This is a genomic window from Pseudanabaena sp. BC1403, assembly GCF_002914585.1.
Lineage (GTDB): Bacteria > Cyanobacteriota > Cyanobacteriia > Pseudanabaenales > Pseudanabaenaceae > Pseudanabaena.
On the sequence record NZ_PDDM01000016.1, the window covers coordinates 23,646 to 40,665 of the forward strand.

Below are 17,020 nucleotides of genomic sequence, written 5' to 3' on the forward strand. Positions count from 1 at the left end.
AAGAGGATCTTATGCAGTCAAAAATCCAAAACGATCAACCAAGGTTTTCTACTTTTGATCCGCGTTATTTTTCGCAGATCATAGTTACTTCAGAACCAATCACAGATGATTGGCGACATTGGATTGCTGATAATAAATATGCAGGTATGGACGATCGACTGATTGTGCAGCAGCTAGTCGCAAATGGCATTAGCCCCAGTGCCGCCAGACTAGAAGTAAGCTCTGCCAATCAAAATCCTTATTTTCAAGCAGGACACAAATTTGTCCAAGCTCTCAGAAAGTTAGAGTCTCATGCCAACATTTTGGCTGATCTAGCAGCACTTTCTCCCCATTCGCTCATCATTGAGCGTAAGCCCAATATCTCACGCGCTGATTTTCTCGAAAATTATTATGCCAAAAATATTCCGCTTATTCTCACTGACATTACTCAAAACTGGTCAGCACTTTCGCGCTGGAATCCTGAATATTTAAAGAATAAATATGGACGGATTGAAATAGAAGTCCAAAGCGATCGCAATAGCGATCGCTTATATGAAATTGATATTGAAAAACATCGCCGAAAAATGCTAATGGCTGACTATGCTGATGCAGTGATGACTGGCGGCGCAACTAACAACTATTACATGGTGGCAAACAACGGCAATATCTTCAAAACTGCTCTCAGTGGTTTGTTAGAAGATATAGAAATGTTTCCTGAATATTTAGACTCTCAAAAGCTAAATAATACTGTCTTCTTCTGGTTTGGTCCTGAAGGAACGATTACACCGCTTCATCACGATCCGATGAATCTTCTATTTGTGCAAGTCTATGGTCGTAAAACATGGAAGATGATTCCGCCTTACTATACGCATATGCTCTATAACTATCGAGGAGTCTTCAGTGAGGTCGATTGCGAAAATCCTGACTATGAGAAATATCCATCATTTCAAAAAGTCCCAATCATCGAATTTACTTTAAATCCAGGAGAGGCAATATTTATACCCGTTGGCTGGTGGCACGCTGTCAAATCTCTTGATATCAGTATTTCGATGTCTTTTTCTAATCTTGCATTTCCTAATCAATACGAATGGTTAATCCCTCAAGTCATGCTCTAAATTATATGAGTTCGATCACTTTAGTTGTGGCATATATAATTGCTCTAATCGCAAAGCCGATCGCTAGACTACTAATGGTCACTCCACCAAATAATTGCCAAATCATTTTTTGAGGGAGATCGATATATGCAAATTGTCTGCCAATGAGGGTAATTGCGGCGGCGATCGCACCGATGGCTGTACTGGTTAACCAGCTTGATGGAGTCTGTAAAATTAGCAGTGACATCTGCACCATAAATCCAATAGTGATCAGTGTGGCGCTGATTTCAAGGATAGATAGCTTTTTTTCTGGTGCAGGATCGTAACGAACATCTTGAAAACCAAGCAAATACATTCCTAAGCAGACACCCGCAGTAATCAAACTATAGGTAAGATCTGAGGTTTGCCAATAGACTGTAATCACCGCTGCGATCGCTGCCAACAGTCCACCGACACTCTGAGGGATGGAAAATGTGCCAGCTACCGCTAGCATAAACAAAAAACCTATGCTTAGATAGTCGCCAAAACGAAATAAGGTACTTAACTGAGAGCCTACCCATCCATAGGCGATCGCGATCGCGGTTAGAGAAATTAGCAAGCGATACCCAATCTCAAGTCTGCCGATTTTGAGCGCCATGACATACCACCAGTTTTTAATCGATGCGAACGTGGAAATCGCGATATTAACGCGGTATCAAAAAAGTATAGCAATCGATAGTTCGCTTAAAGCGTTAGATATTCTTGAAGTTGCGATCGCAAAGATTTATAACTTAAATCTTCATTGTCTAAGATTGTTTCAATTGTTAAACCGAGCGATCGCTGATTGGGAACCGATACTTTGGATGATTGTCCTGACGATTGCCACAGCAACCAGCGACTCCCAAAGGGTAAATAGGCGATGCTATCGTTGCGATGGGATAGCCAAACCACAGGAATATCTGGCAAATCCTTGAGAATATCTGCGGGACTTTCGGAAATATTTACTGCCGCTAAGGTTTCTAATACAGCGCGATCGCTTTGGACAATGCCTGTATCATTTGTCCACAATCTGACACTTAGCTTGGATTTTTGCGCATAAAAATAGAGGGAAGCTGCTGCCACTACGGCTTCCTCAAAAGCTTCTGGCTCCCATCCGATGGAATTATCAAGGGCGATCGCGACTTCTTGTCCGCCAATTGTAACTTCCAATTCCCGCACCCGTAATTCACCAAATTTGGCACTAGTCCGCCAATGGATTAATCTGGTCGGATCACCCCAACGATAGGGTCGCAAAGTTTTAGTTAAACCTTCCGTTGCATTACTATAATTATGTTCATCGCTATATTGGCGCGGACTTGTCTCACTGCCTAATTGATCAACCAATGGACAACGATCAAGTGGTAGCACCGTTGGATACACGATCGCCTTCTGCCCTGCTGGACAGGCACGGCGACTGCGGAATAATCCTAAGGGACTAGAGGTTGCAATTTCGGTGGATCGGAATAGAAATACACCACGCTTTGTGGTTTTAGCTTCATATTTCCAGTGATATTCTTGAAGCGGCGCAATCAACTCGATCACCAAGTCCTGCTGCAAAATATTCGAGAGATTTTCTGGCAAAATATCCCGAACTTCCAGCAATCTCTTTTCAGTTCGCCCCGTATTTTGAATCGTCAAATCTACCCATAGATCATCACCTACACTAACTGGATCAATTTGCGATCGCACCACCACCATTTCCGCAAGTAATCGCTTTGGCATGACCGCCCCTACAATCAATAGCGCCAAACTCACGCCACTAATTACATATAGCCAACCTGCAAGAGTATTGGTCGCTGCCATAAAGAAGAACAGCGTTAAGGCGGTATACATTCCCCCAATAAATTCTGGTGTCGCAAATCGCGATTCTAACCATTTAAAAAAACGTTTAAACTTAGAAATCTTTTTGGGTTTAGAACGACTTTGCTTGCGATCGCTTGAACTATTTGACATATAGTTTTTTGACATATTTTAATGCATTTAGTAGCTGGGGAATAAAAAAGCAAACCCAAACAGCAATTCTCATTATGAAACCGATTTTGGTTTTTCCAGCGCCGAAGGCGCTGGAAAAACCAAAATCGGTTGTTTGAAAGCCCGCCAACGGCGGGCTTTCAAACAACCGATTTTGATAATGAGAAATGCTGAAACCCAAAAAGACGAATCACCTGCGTAGCAGGTGATTCGTCTTTTTGGGTTTGGTAAGTAAGTGAGTTAATAAATTGCTTCCTTTGGTTTTACCAAATTAATCGCTCTCAAACCCGAAATCACGCCAGTACCAATGACAGCACCAGATATCCCCCGCATGGCATTCTCGACAGGAATAATCGGAATTAACATATTCCAAATTGGTTCTGGCCAGTTGAATAAATAATAAGTAAATGGAACTTGGCTAAGGTGAGCCAGTCCACAAATTGTCCAAGTGCCACAAAAAATCCCGATCGCCACTTTTACAAAGTTATTGCTACTAATCAGGCGTGCAAATAAGGTGCGAGTTGGTAACACAAATAGTAATAAGGCTGACCAGTCGATAAAGGCTCCCGCGACAAAAGTATTTACAGGAATCCCATTGCGGGCGATCGCTAAGTAGGCGTATGCCGCAAGCTCGACAGCAAATAGAACTGTTAATCCCAAATACCAATATTTGCGCTTTTGTCCAATTACCATCGCACCTGCCGAGAAACTTGCAATCACTGCTCCCCAAATCGCGATCGCGGGAACTCCTGCGGTATAGGGTGCAAGAAATACGCCGATTAATGTGCCGATACCGCTAGCTAATGCTCCTGCTAAGGGGCCAAGTAACCAACCAAGCAGTGGATAAATACTTTGACTGAGGGGAATACCTTTGCCTGAGCCAAGTACGATCGAAAAAGGAATAAATGCTAAAACGGTAGCAACGGCGGCGAGGACAATAATATAGGCGATCGGTGCACCATCGATTGCTGCACCGCCCATCGTTTTCACTTCGCGTTCTGCGCCTTGGGGGATTTTATCTTCAGTCATGGCGATTTCAATGAATATCAATTACGAATTACGAATTATGAATTACGAATTATTTTTTTATAATTCGTAATTCGTAATTATCAAGTCATTTTTGAGACTTGACAAATAGGCGATCGCTGAAAAGCTGAAAAAGCCCTGCAAATTATTGACTTATATTCTCAAATAAGCTTAAGCTAAAATCAGAAGTTATTGCAAGTAATTCTTCTTTAGTGTATTGACCATTTTTTTAAAATCAATGAGAAAATTTTCGTGTTTGCCTATTAATCTTGCTGTAATCGCAGGTTTAATATCCTTGGTAGGCTTAACTGCTTGTACGGGAAATGATCCGCAGCCGCCATCTCAGCCCAATGCAGCTCAGACATCTATTCCTACAAAAGAGACGACCTCAAAAGCCACCCCTGCTCCCACAGAAGTAGCACAGGCTCCGCTCAAAGAGGTCACTATCGCTTTTGCAACTCGTCGTGATACTAAAGATTTACAAAATAAAGTCGATCAAGTTACGGCGATTTTATCAAAAGAAGTCGGTATGCCTGTGAAGGGGATCACCGCTGACGAAACAGCCTCCGTGGAAGCATTAAAAGCTAATCGCGCCAATGTCGCGTTTCTTAGTGGTCGCGCAGCTCTTAAGGCGGAACAACTATCGGGAGCAAAAATGTACTTAGCCGAAGTTCGCGCTGACTATTCGGGAGGGAAGACCTACAACTCGATCTTTGTCGTTCCTGAAGATAGCGCGTTAAAGACATTGGCTGATCCTACCCAAACTCTAGAACAGTTGCGGGGTAAACGCATGGCTTTTACCTCTCGTTCTTCTGGTTCTGGATTTATTTTTCCTGTCAGTGAATTGGTGGGACTCAAATTCGTCGATGGGCCCGATCGCTTAGAACAGTTTTTTGGAAAGGTTACCTACGGGGATGGCTACAGCAGTGCATTACAAGCATTATTGCGGGGTCAAGCCGATGTGGCTGTAGTTTCAGAATATGCGCTGCTCCCACCTTGGATTACGGCAGAAGAAGGGAAAAAGTTGCGAGTACTGCACGCAGTTCCTAACGTACCAGCGCATGGAATCGTCATTGATGACAGTGTGCCTACCGATCTGCGCGAAAAGTTGATTAATGCCTTGTTGAAGCTGAATGAGCCTGAGAATAAAGATCTGTTTCTTAGCCTTTACAACTCCACTGAGTTAGTCAAAGTCGATCACGAACAACATTTGGCGACGATGCGTACGGCAATTCAGCGGGCAGGACTGAAGCCATAGTCTATTTATTATAAAACTCAAGAATTTTGGTACAAAGCTTGCTTCGCAAGCTTTTTACCAAAATTCTTTTATACCTCTTAGCTTCAAAAGACTAGCTCTGCAAAAAATAAGAACTTTAAAATTATGGAACTTGAATCAGAAAATAATTCACCTGCGATCGTTTGTCACAATGTCAGCACTGCTTATCAAGCTACTTTAAATCGTCCAATTTTGAACGGAATTGATTTGAAAATCAATCATGGGGAATTTGTGGCTCTGCTTGGTTTGAACGGGGCAGGAAAATCAACTCTTTTACGATCACTGGTGGGATTAGTTCCTGTTAGTCAAGGTCAAATTCAGATCTGTGGCACGGCAGTCCAACCAAAGCAAGTCGATGAAGTTCGCAAAAATGTCGGTTTCCTCTTTCAAGGTGGCGGCTTAGTCGATCAACTTTCCTGTCTAGATAACGTTCTCTGTGGTTGTCTTGGCGAACTAAATACATGGCAAAGTTTATGGGGATTTCCCAAACGAGATCGCCGTGTGGCTATGCAGTTATTACAAAAAATGGGGTTGCAAGAACAGATATACCAAAAAGCGCGCCAACTAAGCGGCGGACAACGCCAACGAGTTGCGATCGCCCGTACCTTAATCCAGTCGCCTCATATTTTGCTAGCTGATGAGCCAACAACTGGATTGGATGTAACGGGAGTTGAACAAGTAATGAGCAGTTTACAAGAGATGAATCGCAGAGGATTAACAGTTGTAGTTGTGCTGCATGATCTTGCACTTGCAGCAAAGTATGCCCAGAGGGCAATCATTTTGCAAGAAGGGCAGGTCTGGTATGATGGGGAATGTCAAAATATGGATAGACAATTTGCCAAGTTGCAAAATCTATCCCTAGTTCAGCCAGCTAACGCCGCCTAATGAAATTTCTTGATCGAATTCGCCCCTACACTTCCAGCCGCTACAACATCTGGGCATTCAGAGTTTTAGTAATTATCGGTCTAGGATGGGCTTATATTTGGTCATTACAAGGATTAAAAGTTGATCCCAAGTTAATCCAAACCAGTCTGCCTTATATGGCGGATTTTTTGTCGCGTCTTTGGCCACCTGATTTGAGCATTTTAGATGTGGCGATCAAGGCGTTAATTGAGACTGTGCAAATGTCACTCTGGGGAACGACGATTGGGGCAATTCTCTCAATTCCGATCGCTCTATTGTCAGCACAAAATCTCTCACCATTATGGTTGCGTTGGATTGCAAATATTTTTCAAAATGCTGTCCGTTCAGTTCCATCAATTATTTTAGGATTGTTTTTTGTGGCGGCGACAGGTTTAGGTGCGCCTGCGGGAACTTTGGCATTGGGAATATACACGATTGGCTACCTAGCGAAGTTCTATCAAGAAGCGATCGAGTCCGTAGATAAGCGATCGCTAGAATCTCTGCAAGTAAGTCGCGCCTCATGGTGGCAAATTGCTCAATATGGAATCATGCCACAGGTATTACCACTCTGCCTCGGCTATACACTCTATATGTTTGAATACAATATCCGCGCAGCCTCAGTTTTAGGTGTAGTCGGTGCTGGGGGGATTGGCTTCGAGTTAGTTAGCTATATTCGCGGCTTTGAATATAGCAAAGCAATGACAATGATGCTAGTTCTATTAGTAGTTGTGACCAGTATTGATGCGCTAAGCAGTCAATTACGCAATAAGTTTAAATCAGACTAAAACCCATTAGGGTAATTCTTCTGCGGACTTCAATGAAAAGTTAGATAGAACATTCCATTTCTGCTCATCATGTGCCAATAGCGTCAGATTAATCGCTTCAAATTCAAAATTAATTTGGCGATCGCGAAATTCTGTCCAAGCAAGTTCAAAGTTCTCAGAAGTCAAGTCCCGAAAAGCAACGGTCATATGTGGCACAAATGGTCTAGAAGCATAAGGATCGATAATGCCCAGAGTATTCACCAGTGTTGCCGCAATGTCTACATATAGATTTGGCAAAACTGGGTTAGGAACAACATCAAGATAAATTACACGAGGTGGGAAAGCCGCAAATCCTGATAGGTTAATCGTAAAAGGCGAATAAGTTTTAGCAAATTTCTCTAGTTCGATTTGTAATGGATTAAGGCGATCGCTAGATAGTTCAAAGGGAGGAATGAGAGTAATATGTGGAGGTGCTTTGAGTGTAGCTTTAGAACTATAGCGAGCTTCAAAATCATATTGAATTTGCCTAACTTCATCTTGAATGGAATCAGGTGGTAACAGCGCAATAAAAAATCTTTGGTTCATAGGTTATCACTTTACCGCTAATCACTTAGGGACTTGCGATTTAATAATGTAGCAAATCTAAAACCAGAATTAGTGGGGCAGCGAATCCTCCTCACTAATACCAAAACACAAAGTGGCGCAGCCATTTTGTGTTTTAAAACCCTTACAGGGTTTGGTTTTTAATTCACAGAAGCGTTGTCACACTTTTGTGAATTGGTATAATTCTGTGAAACCTAGAATAGTACTTTATTTATTCGCTTGTCCCTTATGACAAATCAAGACCCAAAAGAGTAATGGCTGCGCTTCGCGCAGCCATTACTCTTTTGGGTCTTATGTCCTACCTATAGTTCTGAGAAATCCAAAATTGTTTTTTGATAAAAACTCCATTTTTATAATTTTATCGTCACATTATGCGATATCCTAGATAGGCTGTAAAAAACACACGCTTGAGGTTTCGGGTGTTTAGAGTTACAAGTAACTACTAGATTCCATCTCAGGCGCAAGGATAAACCCGAACAATAGGAGAAAAATTAAATGGGAGTCGTAACCCTAGCACAGTTGCTAGAGTCTGGAGTTCACTTCGGGCATCAAACCCGTCGTTGGAACCCCAAGATGGAGCCTTACATCTTTACCGAGCGTAATGGCGTTCACATCATTGACCTAGTTCAAACTGCGCAATATCTTGAAGAAGCTTACGTTTATTTGCGTCAAGCATCTGAACAAGGCAAAAAGGTTTTGTTTGTTGGAACCAAGCGTCAAGCTGCTGGTCTAATTGCTCAAGAAGCAGCTCGTTGTGGTAGTTACTACATCAACCAACGCTGGTTGGGTGGAATGCTTACCAACTGGACAACGATCAAAACCCGTGTCGATCGCCTTAAGGATCTCGAACGTCGCGACGAAAGTGGCGCACTCGATCGCCTTCCTAAGAAAGAAGCATCGACTCTTCGCCGTGAAATGGAAAAGCTACGTAAGTACCTTGGCGGCATCAAGCTTATGCGTAAGCCACCCGACATTGTGATCGTGGTTGACCACAAGCGTGAGTACAACGCTGTTCAAGAATGCCAAAAGTTGAAGATTCCCATTGTGTCTTTGCTTGATACCAACTGCGATCCTGATAGCGTTGACATCGGTATTCCTGCAAATGACGACGCGATTCGCTCGATTAAGTTGATTGTCGGTAAGCTTGCCGATGCAATCTACGAAGGTCGTCATGGCGACATCGAAGACATCGAGTATGAAGTATCTGCTGAAGATGCTGAAGCATATGTCGAAGATGAAGCGATCATTACTGGAGATGAAGAAGAAGCTGCTTAATGCTTCTTTAAACATAAAAAAAGGAGGCGCAAAGCGCCTCCTTTTTTTACTGGCATTAATAAACTTCATCGTGACTGCCAATATCGACTAAAACTATTGTCTCATTTTGGACTAGAAAAACACAAATAATACGGTATTCATAGGATAGTCATCATCTTTAACTAATTTCATGTTTTAAATCTTGAATATAAGTTTTTACATCACTAATCTCGGTAAAGCCCGATAAACCTTCCTGTTTAATTTTTTGTATGGTTTTTAAGCATTGATGTTGATCTATTGCGAGATCTTCATCAGATTCTTGCTCTATCTCACTATTAATTCCCAAGCGAAAATAGTGAATCAGATCATATAGAGCAGATAGTTTAGATTCGGGAATATATTGCAACTCATTAATGATGGCATCTTTACTTGACATTGCTCGACACCTGTAAAAGTAGTGTTGAAAATATTGCTATTGATAAATTTTACCTAATAATACCGATCGCTTTGCACCTGTGACGCTCGGTAAATTGCCAGCACGTTCTTTGAGACGCAAATATCCCAACACGGCAAATGCGATCGCTTCTTTACTATCACCACTCATCCCAAAGTCATCAGTGCGCTTTACGATCGCAGGAGCTAATAAATCCTGTAAACGCTCCATCAAATAACCGTTGCGACCACCGCCGCCACCAATCAAAACTTCATTGGGAAATACGGGCAGAAAATCACGATAACTTTTAGCGATCGCCCTAGCCGTAAACTCAGTAAGTGTAGCCAAAATATCGTAATTGCTCAAATGTTGGCATTCCGCTAAACGCGCTGCTAAATAGTCAGGACTAAATAACTCGCGTCCAGTAGATTTCGGCGGTGCGATTACAAAAAATTCTTGCTCTAGCCATTTATTGATTAAATCTAAATCTGGGTTACCTTGACGAGCGATCGCGCCATCCAGATCAAAGGATTCACCAAATAGTTTTTGGGTTGCCATATCCATCAGTACATTGCCAGTCCCATTGTCAAAACCAAAAACCTGATCTTGATTCTCAATCGAGTTGGGAGGTAAATAAGTTAGGTTACTGATCCCACCAATATTTTGGCAGACGCGATATTTAGTAGGATCTGAAAGCAGCAAAACATCTAACATCGACACAAGTGGAGCGCCCTGACCTCCAGCCTCAATGTCGGCAACCCGAAAATCGCTTACAGTATTGATCCCCGTCAATTCGGCAATTACTGCACCCCGACCAAGCTGCACCGTGTAGCCCATATGCTTCCCAACAGGAGGACGATGAAATACGGTTTGACCGTGAGAGCCAATCAAGTCGGGACTACGATCGCCCTTTTCCATAATGGCGATCGCAGCTTGAGCAAAACACTCGGCAATGCGATCATCGAGTTCACATATTTGTTGTAGCGATCGCGCTTCCCCAGCACAGACCGCTAATATTTCATCTCTCAGATCGGCGGGATATGCGTAAGTATGCCCTGCGATTAAATTGGTTGCGAGATGGTTATGGCGATCGCTAATTTCCACTAAAGCCGCATCAATGCCATCAACCGATGTACCACTCATCAACCCGATCGCTAATATTTTGTCCGTTGGTGTACTAATCATGAATTTTAAATAAAAAGATAATTGCGATCGCCTTTATTAATTTACTAAGCCTGTTTCCGATTGAGCATCTCAATCATCAGCCTGATACTTTCAGCTTGAGTCTGAGCAACAATGGCTTGCTGTCTGGTGATTTCTTTGATTTCTAGTAATTCGGTGTGAAGAGATTCGCTTTGAGATTGTGATTTAATAGCTTGCTGTTTAATAATCTCCTTTATTTCCACAAGTTCGGCATGGAGAGTTTCACGTTGCTCTCTAGCTTCTTCCCTAACACTGTTTATCTCAGCTTTGACTGTTGGCAGTTCGAGGTAAAGTGCTTGTATTAGTTGCTGAATATCATTGCCTAAGTTATCAACTTTGTCAGCAAATCGGTCTAATCTTTCATCTGTCCATCTTTCAGCCATTGTTTTACGATCTTATTTACTTTCATTTTATGTTGAGTTTATGTGATTCAGATCTGAAAATTTATAGCCACATCTACCTATACACTCTCTGTGATGGGCTTGTCGATGCGCTTGTAGGTGTGAGAGCCGAAGTAATCGCGCTGAGCCTGTGTCAAGTTTTGAGGCAAGCTCAGCGAGACGTTAACGATCGCGAGAAGATCTCAAACTAGCGAACCACTACTTCTTATCATTTAGCGTAGTCACTTCATCGATCGTGCCATTGCTTCCCTTGTCGAGTTCTAACGTCAACTTGGCTCCATTACCAGTCCACTTTGCGTAGTCAAGATAAAGTGTATCGCCCGAAGCTAAAGTTAAGTCTTCACCTTCAAAGCTTTGCTCTCGTTTGTCGTCAATGCGCGAAAGGATCAGATTAAAAATTGCTTCCTCTTTTGTATCAGTAATTTTGATACCGAGGCGACCTTTGGCTGTGTCCAGATTGGCGCTTATAGTACCGCCAGCATCAATGTCTACACTGTCTAACTCAAACTCGTAGTCATCTTTGTCAGTAGCAATCCCAAACAGGATATTGGGCGCTTCGGAGTTGCTGGGATTGTAAGATAGGCTGCGACCGTTGGCGCTAAACTTGATGGCATCTTTTTGACCAGCAATTACCTTAATACCCGATAGCCCTAAGTCGTACCCAGGACCGATCATCACTACATCTGTCAATTCTTTACCATTCGTTTCACTACTCGATTGTAGTGTCATCGTAAAAGGAGTGCCGACAGGAATGTTATAGATTGGTTCTTCGTCGTCTTTCCAGAGTTCAGAACTCTTCATAGGAATAAAGGACGCACCAGGGAAAGCATTAACAAACTTCCCGTTCTCGTAGCCAATCTTACTGCTGCCGTTGGTGATCAGCAGATCGGAGTCTCCTTCTAGGAAAATCTGGTTGAATTTAGCTGCTGCGATCGCCTTACCTTTAGCAACAATTTCTTCGGAGCTATTGCTACCCAACTCCTCTGCACTACCACAGAAATCACATTGCTGTTGTTGCAACCGAGGTGGTGTAGGTGTGAGGGTAAGTGTCTTCGATTGAGCATCACCAACATACTCAGACTCAGGTTCGCCTGGTTTGGTCGAGGCATTGTATTGCCAAGTGTTGTCATTGACATCAATTTCAACGTGCCGTTCTAGATTTGGGTGATTATTGTCGTAGACCAACACAGATAATTTGCCATCGCCCAAGTCTTTGATCGCATAGGGTGTGATGGCGTGTCCACCTTTAAAACCTGACTGGTAGATGCCCATAGTGTAGGTAGGATCGGCGGTTGATTTCAACCCTTCCTTTAGTAGCTCTACAATCTCGACTGGGGTTTTGTCTTTAATCTCACTAGAGGAAGTCGGAGCAACTCCCTGAGTAGCAAACCAGTAAGCAATTTCACGCTGAAGTTTCTTGTTACCTTGCAGTGCGAGGTTAGTTGGTTTCCCAAATTCTTCTGCTATTGTTTTGTCGGTGTATAGGAGGAGACTTAGAGCCGCCATACCTTCACAATGCCCTCCATCCATGCCTTTATTAGTCTCCTCCATCCACCGTTCAGCAGGCGGAGTTAATACACATTGTTCCCCTTGAGTCGCACAAACCTGATCGCCAAACATCCGTCTCATATCAACGGGAGTGAGGTTTTGAATGCCGTCTTCATTGCCATAGTTCTCGAAACTGAAACCATTAGTTTCGGGGCGAAAGCCAAGATCGATAGGCAGTGATTTGTTTTGACTAATATTTTTTGAGGCGATCGCAGTTTTTTCTAAGCTCATGGCTTGATTGGGCTGGCAACCGAACAAAATGGAGATCGCCACGCTGAATGAGATCGCCAAGAACCAAAATGATCGAATACGAACCATAAACTAACTCCGACGCTAGGAAAAGCCTGCGCTTAATTACAGCAAATTATGCCAAGTTAATTACAAAATTCTTGTTATTAATGCGTTATTAAATTCTGATTTTTATTTCAGTGAAAAGCGCTATAAGTTGTTTCTACCCTGAATAATTTATATAACACGCGATGTGCAACTAAAAGTCTGAAAGACCTGATTTCTCGTACTGCACTAATGAGGATTTTGAATTTTCGGTAGCTCACACAACCTCAGAGCAATAGCTAAAAAATAGTTGCTCATCGCGTTATAACCCAATTTGCTACCCATTAAATTAAAAAGGAAGAAAAGTAAAAGGCTCGCTTTGCTAGCTTTTTACTTTTCTTCCTTGAGTCAAAATATTAAAGGCTATTGCCCCTTTATTTTTACTTCATCCACTCGGTGTGGAAAAATTCGCCTCTGGGTTTATCGGTGCGCTCATAGGTATGAGCACCGAAGTAATCACGTTGAGCTTGTGTCAAGTTTTGAGGTAGGCGATCGCGTCGGTAGCTATCGAAATAATCGAGAGATGCACTAAACGCGGGGATCGGAATACCCAACTGTGCCGCAGCCATGACGACCTTACGCCAAGCAGCTTCTTTGGTCAGAATAGTTTGTGTAAAGTCAGGATCAACTAACAAATTAGGCAATTGAGGATTGCGTTGAAAAGCTAGCTTGATCTTGTCAAGGAAAGCAGCGCGGATAATGCAACCACCTTTCCAAATCCGTGCAATTTCGCCAAGATTTAAGTCGTAGCCAAACTCGCGAGAGGCTGCGCCCAAAAGCGCCATACCTTGAGCGTAGGAACAAATTTTGGAGCAGTAAAGGGCATCACGTACCGCATCGATAAATTCTTGGCGATTGCCTTCATATTTACCAGAAGTTGAACTGATTAGAACCTTCGAGGCAGCCACCCGTTGTTCCTTATAAGAAGACATCACCCGCGCAGTCACCGCCGCGATCATCGTGGGGATCGGTACGCCAAGATCAAAGGCACTTTCCACAGTCCATTTGCCTGTCCCCTTTTGACCAGCCGCATCCACAATCTTGTTGACTAATGCATCCCCAGTGAGCTCATCAGTTTTTGTGAAAATATCAGCTGTGATATCGATGAGATAAGAATCAAGTTCTGAACTTTTCCATGCGGTAAAGGTTTCGTGCAACTCACTTGCCGTCAAGCCTAAACCAGTGCTGAGTAAATCGTAAGCTTCAGCAATCAACTGCATATCGCCATATTCAATGCCGTTATGCACCATTTTTACGTAATGCCCCGCACTACCTTTGCCAATGTAGGTCACACAAGCGCCATCATCGACTTGAGCAGCAATTTTGGTCACAATCGGCTCAATTTCTGCATAGGCAGACTTTTGCCCGCCAGGCATCATGCTAGGGCCATTGAGAGCGCCTTCTTCGCCGCCACTCACGCCCATACCGATGAATTTAAGATTGAGCGCTTCTAGCTCAACAGTGCGACGTTCAGTATCGCCAAAGAGCGAGTTACCACCATCAATAATAATGTCGCCTTCTTCCAGAAATGGGATTAGCTCTTGGATTACGGCATCAACTGGCGCTCCAGCCTTAACCATAATCAGCATTTTGCGAGGTCGCTCTAGGGAAGCAACAAATTCAGCGATCGTGAATGTGCCTTTAAAATTCTTGCCCGCAGCGCGTGTAGCTAGAAATTTATCCGTCTTGTCGCGACTACGGTTATAAACACTCATCGAAAACCCATTGCGCTCAATGTTTAGAGCAAGGTTTTCTCCCATCACCGCCAAACCAATCAATCCAAAATTTTGCTTGTCAGATGTCATAAAATCCTCACTTTCCATGAACGAATATGCTTCATTCCCAAAATACAGATCCCAAATATAGGCAAATTACCTAACTTACAGCGCTTTGCGCTCCAACCCGAACCAAATAAATGTTTTAAAAGTATTGCTTCGCAACGCTTTTAAAACATTTATTTGGTTCGTTAGCTCTAAAACTGCTGTAGGGATAAAAGTATCGTAAGCGCTGATTTAGTGGGGATCGCAAATCCTTTGTAAATCCTTAATACCATCTGTCCCAAAAGTGCTACTTTGTATACCAATTTTCAACATTGCCATTTTGAAAATTTAAAACTCTAAGTACCTCGGCATAATGAAAAAACAGCGAAAAAACCTGTGCCGACCGCGAGGCGAACGGTACAAATTTTTGGGGTTTATATTTAATTGTGCCAAGCTACTTATAAGGGTTGGGGGGATTTCCGAGGGTGTAGCCACAAGGAAATTAGTATTACAATCAATTACTAGTCTTGCTAATAGCTAAAGCACTTGTCAGTAACTCTAATTACGAAACCGATTTTAATCAGCAATTCTCATTATAAAAATCGTTTTTTTGAAAGTCTTCATTAGGTAAGCTTTCAAAAAAACGATTTTGGTGTTTGCAGTGACACATGCACTGCAAACACCAAAATCGTTTTCATAATGAGAATTGCTAGATTTTAATGGCAGACTTGACTCAAAATCGTTTTTATTATTTAGAGTCGTAGAGTCGGAATATTTAAGAAAAATTAAAAAACTTAAAGAGGAGAAGTGGCACAAATCAATGTTTATTATATTTGTTTATTAAGGAGACAGATGTAGAACATTAGTTAAGGATAACGTTGTGCCAAGTCTTTGCCTACTGTTTACGCAATATCTCCGTGAAATTCTATGAAGTACTCAATCAAGTATTAACAGGACTGCATAAGAACGGTGTATGCTTATTCTAGTGAAAGATATTTAAATCTTCACTAAAGCTAGATTTGGCAATATAGCTAACCAAACTTAAGCCGCAAAGCCAATCAGCAAGGGGATAGGTTAGACTACCTAGATATTTTATTTTTTTGCGGAACTTAGTCTAGGTAGGTTTTAAATATGGGGTTATCTCACACTTAAATGAGATAAGTATCAACTAAAATTCTTTCTTATGCAAACTGTATAAGATAAATCCACTGTTGTTTTACATCACATATTTTTCTAGCAATTGCTTAGTAAGGTCTAGTCCGCAATTAGACAACTTATTTTTCTGGAGGTTCAGATGAGTAAAATCAATAAGTCCAGCCAATCCGATGACTCAAACAATAAATTACCAAACTCTGTTACACCTAAACCTCCGATTAAAGACTTGCCCAAATTAGAAGTTGTTAAAGTTATAGCTCCCAAGCTTCCAGATTCTACTCCGTCTGAAGAGCAAAAATCGTTGCCGCAGAAAGAGGAATCAGTTAAGACTGTGTCATCAGTTCCCAAGATTATCCCTGCTGCATCAAGGATAAAATTACCTACCTTAAATCGTGGTGGGGATATTCAACCCGTCGCAACTAATCGAACTGAAGAGCCTCAAGAGAACAAAGTCTGTTTGCAACCAATTCCAGAACCAACAGAGCCATTTCAGTACAGAGCGATCGGCGTAATCAACGGCAAATATATTGCTAATGAAGACAACTTTGCGAAAGGATATATCCTAACAACAGATAGTTCTCAAGTTGATGCCGTATTACTGGGAAAGATTATTTCCATTGTCAAAAAACGCTTAGAGAGCGATCGCGAGTATTTGTGGGTTGTATATCCGCGCACAAATGACAAGGCAGGTAAATTGCATGTACAGATATCTGGGGTCTGGGCTCCTGTTGAACTTGGAAAACCTGATATACCAATTGATCCTAATGTTCAAGATGGTTATTTCTCGGTGCGAGGTGAGATCTCAAGTCAGTCGATTGAAGATAACTCTGTCATCGTTAAGGTTCGCCGTACTGAGCAAAAGTTTGACAAGCAAAAAGATAAGGTTACCAAAGAGTACACTAAGTTTAAAGTCCGCCTCACTGGGCTACTGCCGACTGACGCAGTGGGGCAATTCTGGAGTGTAAATGTCCAACGTCAAGGGGATGTTTTGACAATTATTGATGGTGAATTTATCGGGATTATTCCCTATAAGGGTAAGAGGGGCTCTCAATTCAAGGGTCGTCCTAGTGGGGGCAAATTTGCACCAAGAAAGTACAACGATCGCCCCTATAGCGATCGTCCATTTAAGCCTTCCTATACGAGTGATGGCGGCGATGGGTCTATGTATCCACCCCGTCCAAGGTTTTCTACTGAAGATCGTCCACCCGTTCCAAAGCCATTAATTAAGCGCAAAGATCCAACTGATAGCTAAAAAAATAACCTCTCGCGTAGCGAGAGGTTATTTTTTTAGCTATCAAT

Annotated in this window: 15 protein-coding genes and 1 pseudogene; 6 read left to right on the forward strand and 10 right to left on the reverse strand. The window is 42.3% G+C overall.

What is annotated here, in order from left to right:
• The first annotated feature begins 11 nt into the window (after positions 1–11).
• Positions 12–1,094 carry a cupin-like domain-containing protein gene (locus CQ839_RS14975; protein WP_103669099.1) on the forward strand — a complete coding sequence of 361 codons (1,083 nt, stop codon included), beginning with the start codon at positions 12–14 and terminating at the stop codon, positions 1,092–1,094.
• Position 1,095: 1 nt separating this feature from the next.
• On the opposite strand, the gene CQ839_RS14980 is transcribed toward CQ839_RS14975, so the two are convergent.
• The 3 genes from CQ839_RS14980 to CQ839_RS14990 all read right to left on the reverse strand — a co-directional run bounded on the left by CQ839_RS14980 (position 1,096) and on the right by CQ839_RS14990 (position 4,091).
• A complete protein-coding gene (locus CQ839_RS14980) occupies positions 1,096–1,710 on the reverse strand; it encodes a hypothetical protein (RefSeq protein WP_103669100.1) in 615 nt (204 codons plus the stop codon).
• Positions 1,711–1,796: 86 nt separating this feature from the next.
• The gene (locus CQ839_RS14985; RefSeq protein ID WP_103669101.1) at positions 1,797–3,044 is read right to left on the reverse strand and encodes a DUF58 domain-containing protein; all 1,248 of its coding nucleotides are present in this window, start codon (positions 3,042–3,044) and stop codon (positions 1,797–1,799) included.
• A gap of 258 nt (positions 3,045–3,302) precedes the next feature.
• Complete coding sequence (locus CQ839_RS14990; RefSeq protein WP_103669102.1) at positions 3,303–4,091, reverse strand: hypothetical protein; 789 nt, start codon at positions 4,089–4,091, stop codon at positions 3,303–3,305.
• A gap of 235 nt (positions 4,092–4,326) precedes the next feature.
• On the opposite strand from CQ839_RS14990, the gene CQ839_RS14995 reads away from it, so the two are divergent.
• From CQ839_RS14995 to phnE, 3 genes are all read left to right on the forward strand, one after another.
• The gene (locus CQ839_RS14995) at positions 4,327–5,346 is read left to right on the forward strand and encodes a phosphate/phosphite/phosphonate ABC transporter substrate-binding protein (RefSeq protein WP_181016212.1); all 1,020 of its coding nucleotides are present in this window, start codon (positions 4,327–4,329) and stop codon (positions 5,344–5,346) included.
• A gap of 123 nt (positions 5,347–5,469) precedes the next feature.
• Complete coding sequence (locus CQ839_RS15000) at positions 5,470–6,249, forward strand: phosphonate ABC transporter ATP-binding protein (RefSeq protein WP_103669103.1); 780 nt, start codon at positions 5,470–5,472, stop codon at positions 6,247–6,249.
• Positions 6,249–7,052, forward strand: a complete 804-nt coding sequence (phnE, locus tag CQ839_RS15005) for a phosphonate ABC transporter, permease protein PhnE (RefSeq protein WP_103669104.1) — start codon at positions 6,249–6,251, stop codon at positions 7,050–7,052. The genes CQ839_RS15000 and phnE overlap by 1 nt, the downstream gene beginning before the upstream one ends.
• Positions 7,053–7,058: 6 nt before the next feature.
• Here the strand turns inward: phnE and CQ839_RS15010 are convergent, their stop codons facing one another.
• Positions 7,059–7,616 (reverse strand): 2'-5' RNA ligase family protein, encoded by a 558-nt coding sequence (locus tag CQ839_RS15010; protein WP_103669105.1) that lies wholly within the window; start codon positions 7,614–7,616, stop codon positions 7,059–7,061.
• A gap of 513 nt (positions 7,617–8,129) precedes the next feature.
• Between CQ839_RS15010 and rpsB the strand changes: the two genes are divergently transcribed.
• Positions 8,130–8,909 carry a 30S ribosomal protein S2 gene (gene rpsB, locus CQ839_RS15015; protein WP_103669106.1) on the forward strand — a complete coding sequence of 260 codons (780 nt, stop codon included), beginning with the start codon at positions 8,130–8,132 and terminating at the stop codon, positions 8,907–8,909.
• 157 nt (positions 8,910–9,066) lie between these two features.
• On the opposite strand, the gene CQ839_RS15020 is transcribed toward rpsB, so the two are convergent.
• The 6 genes and pseudogenes from CQ839_RS15020 to gnd all read right to left on the reverse strand — a co-directional run bounded on the left by CQ839_RS15020 (position 9,067) and on the right by gnd (position 14,611).
• Positions 9,067–9,324, reverse strand: coding sequence for a hypothetical protein (locus CQ839_RS15020; RefSeq protein ID WP_103669107.1), 258 nt, complete (start codon positions 9,322–9,324; stop codon positions 9,067–9,069).
• A 36-nt stretch (positions 9,325–9,360) separates the two neighbouring features.
• The gene (locus CQ839_RS15025; RefSeq protein WP_103669181.1) at positions 9,361–10,482 is read right to left on the reverse strand and encodes an anhydro-N-acetylmuramic acid kinase; all 1,122 of its coding nucleotides are present in this window, start codon (positions 10,480–10,482) and stop codon (positions 9,361–9,363) included.
• 68 nt (positions 10,483–10,550) lie between these two features.
• A complete protein-coding gene (locus CQ839_RS15030; protein WP_103669108.1) occupies positions 10,551–10,907 on the reverse strand; it encodes a hypothetical protein in 357 nt (118 codons plus the stop codon).
• Positions 10,908–10,984: 77 nt separating this feature from the next.
• A pseudogene (locus tag CQ839_RS25900) lies at positions 10,985–11,077 on the reverse strand (hypothetical protein); the annotation flags it as partial.
• Between the two features lie 46 nt (positions 11,078–11,123).
• Positions 11,124–12,791, reverse strand: coding sequence for a hypothetical protein (locus CQ839_RS15040; RefSeq protein ID WP_103669109.1), 1,668 nt, complete (start codon positions 12,789–12,791; stop codon positions 11,124–11,126).
• A 395-nt stretch (positions 12,792–13,186) separates the two neighbouring features.
• A complete protein-coding gene (gnd, locus tag CQ839_RS15045) occupies positions 13,187–14,611 on the reverse strand; it encodes a decarboxylating NADP(+)-dependent phosphogluconate dehydrogenase (protein ID WP_103669182.1) in 1,425 nt (474 codons plus the stop codon).
• A 1,249-nt stretch (positions 14,612–15,860) separates the two neighbouring features.
• On the opposite strand from gnd, the gene CQ839_RS15050 reads away from it, so the two are divergent.
• Positions 15,861–16,973, forward strand: a complete 1,113-nt coding sequence (locus tag CQ839_RS15050; protein WP_103669110.1) for a hypothetical protein — start codon at positions 15,861–15,863, stop codon at positions 16,971–16,973.
• Positions 16,974–17,020 lie beyond the last annotated feature (47 nt).

Coding starts and splice junctions, on each gene's coding strand:
- CQ839_RS14985 (WP_103669101.1), bottom strand. CDS start 3,044: ATGTCAAATAGTTCAAGCGATCGCAAGCAAAGTCGTTCTAAACCCAAA.
- CQ839_RS15010 (WP_103669105.1), bottom strand. CDS start 7,616: ATGAACCAAAGATTTTTTATTGCGCTGTTACCACCTGATTCCATTCAA.
- CQ839_RS14990 (WP_103669102.1), bottom strand. CDS start 4,091: ATGACTGAAGATAAAATCCCCCAAGGCGCAGAACGCGAAGTGAAAACG.
- CQ839_RS15050 (WP_103669110.1), top strand. CDS start 15,861: ATGAGTAAAATCAATAAGTCCAGCCAATCCGATGACTCAAACAATAAA.
- CQ839_RS14975 (WP_103669099.1), top strand. CDS start 12: ATGCAGTCAAAAATCCAAAACGATCAACCAAGGTTTTCTACTTTTGAT.
- gnd (WP_103669182.1), bottom strand. CDS start 14,611: ATGACATCTGACAAGCAAAATTTTGGATTGATTGGTTTGGCGGTGATG.
- CQ839_RS14995 (WP_181016212.1), top strand. CDS start 4,327: ATGAGAAAATTTTCGTGTTTGCCTATTAATCTTGCTGTAATCGCAGGT.
- CQ839_RS15040 (WP_103669109.1), bottom strand. CDS start 12,791: ATGGTTCGTATTCGATCATTTTGGTTCTTGGCGATCTCATTCAGCGTG.
- CQ839_RS15030 (WP_103669108.1), bottom strand. CDS start 10,907: ATGGCTGAAAGATGGACAGATGAAAGATTAGACCGATTTGCTGACAAA.
- CQ839_RS14980 (WP_103669100.1), bottom strand. CDS start 1,710: ATGGCGCTCAAAATCGGCAGACTTGAGATTGGGTATCGCTTGCTAATT.
- rpsB (WP_103669106.1), top strand. CDS start 8,130: ATGGGAGTCGTAACCCTAGCACAGTTGCTAGAGTCTGGAGTTCACTTC.
- CQ839_RS15000 (WP_103669103.1), top strand. CDS start 5,470: ATGGAACTTGAATCAGAAAATAATTCACCTGCGATCGTTTGTCACAAT.
- CQ839_RS15020 (WP_103669107.1), bottom strand. CDS start 9,324: ATGTCAAGTAAAGATGCCATCATTAATGAGTTGCAATATATTCCCGAA.
- phnE (WP_103669104.1), top strand. CDS start 6,249: ATGAAATTTCTTGATCGAATTCGCCCCTACACTTCCAGCCGCTACAAC.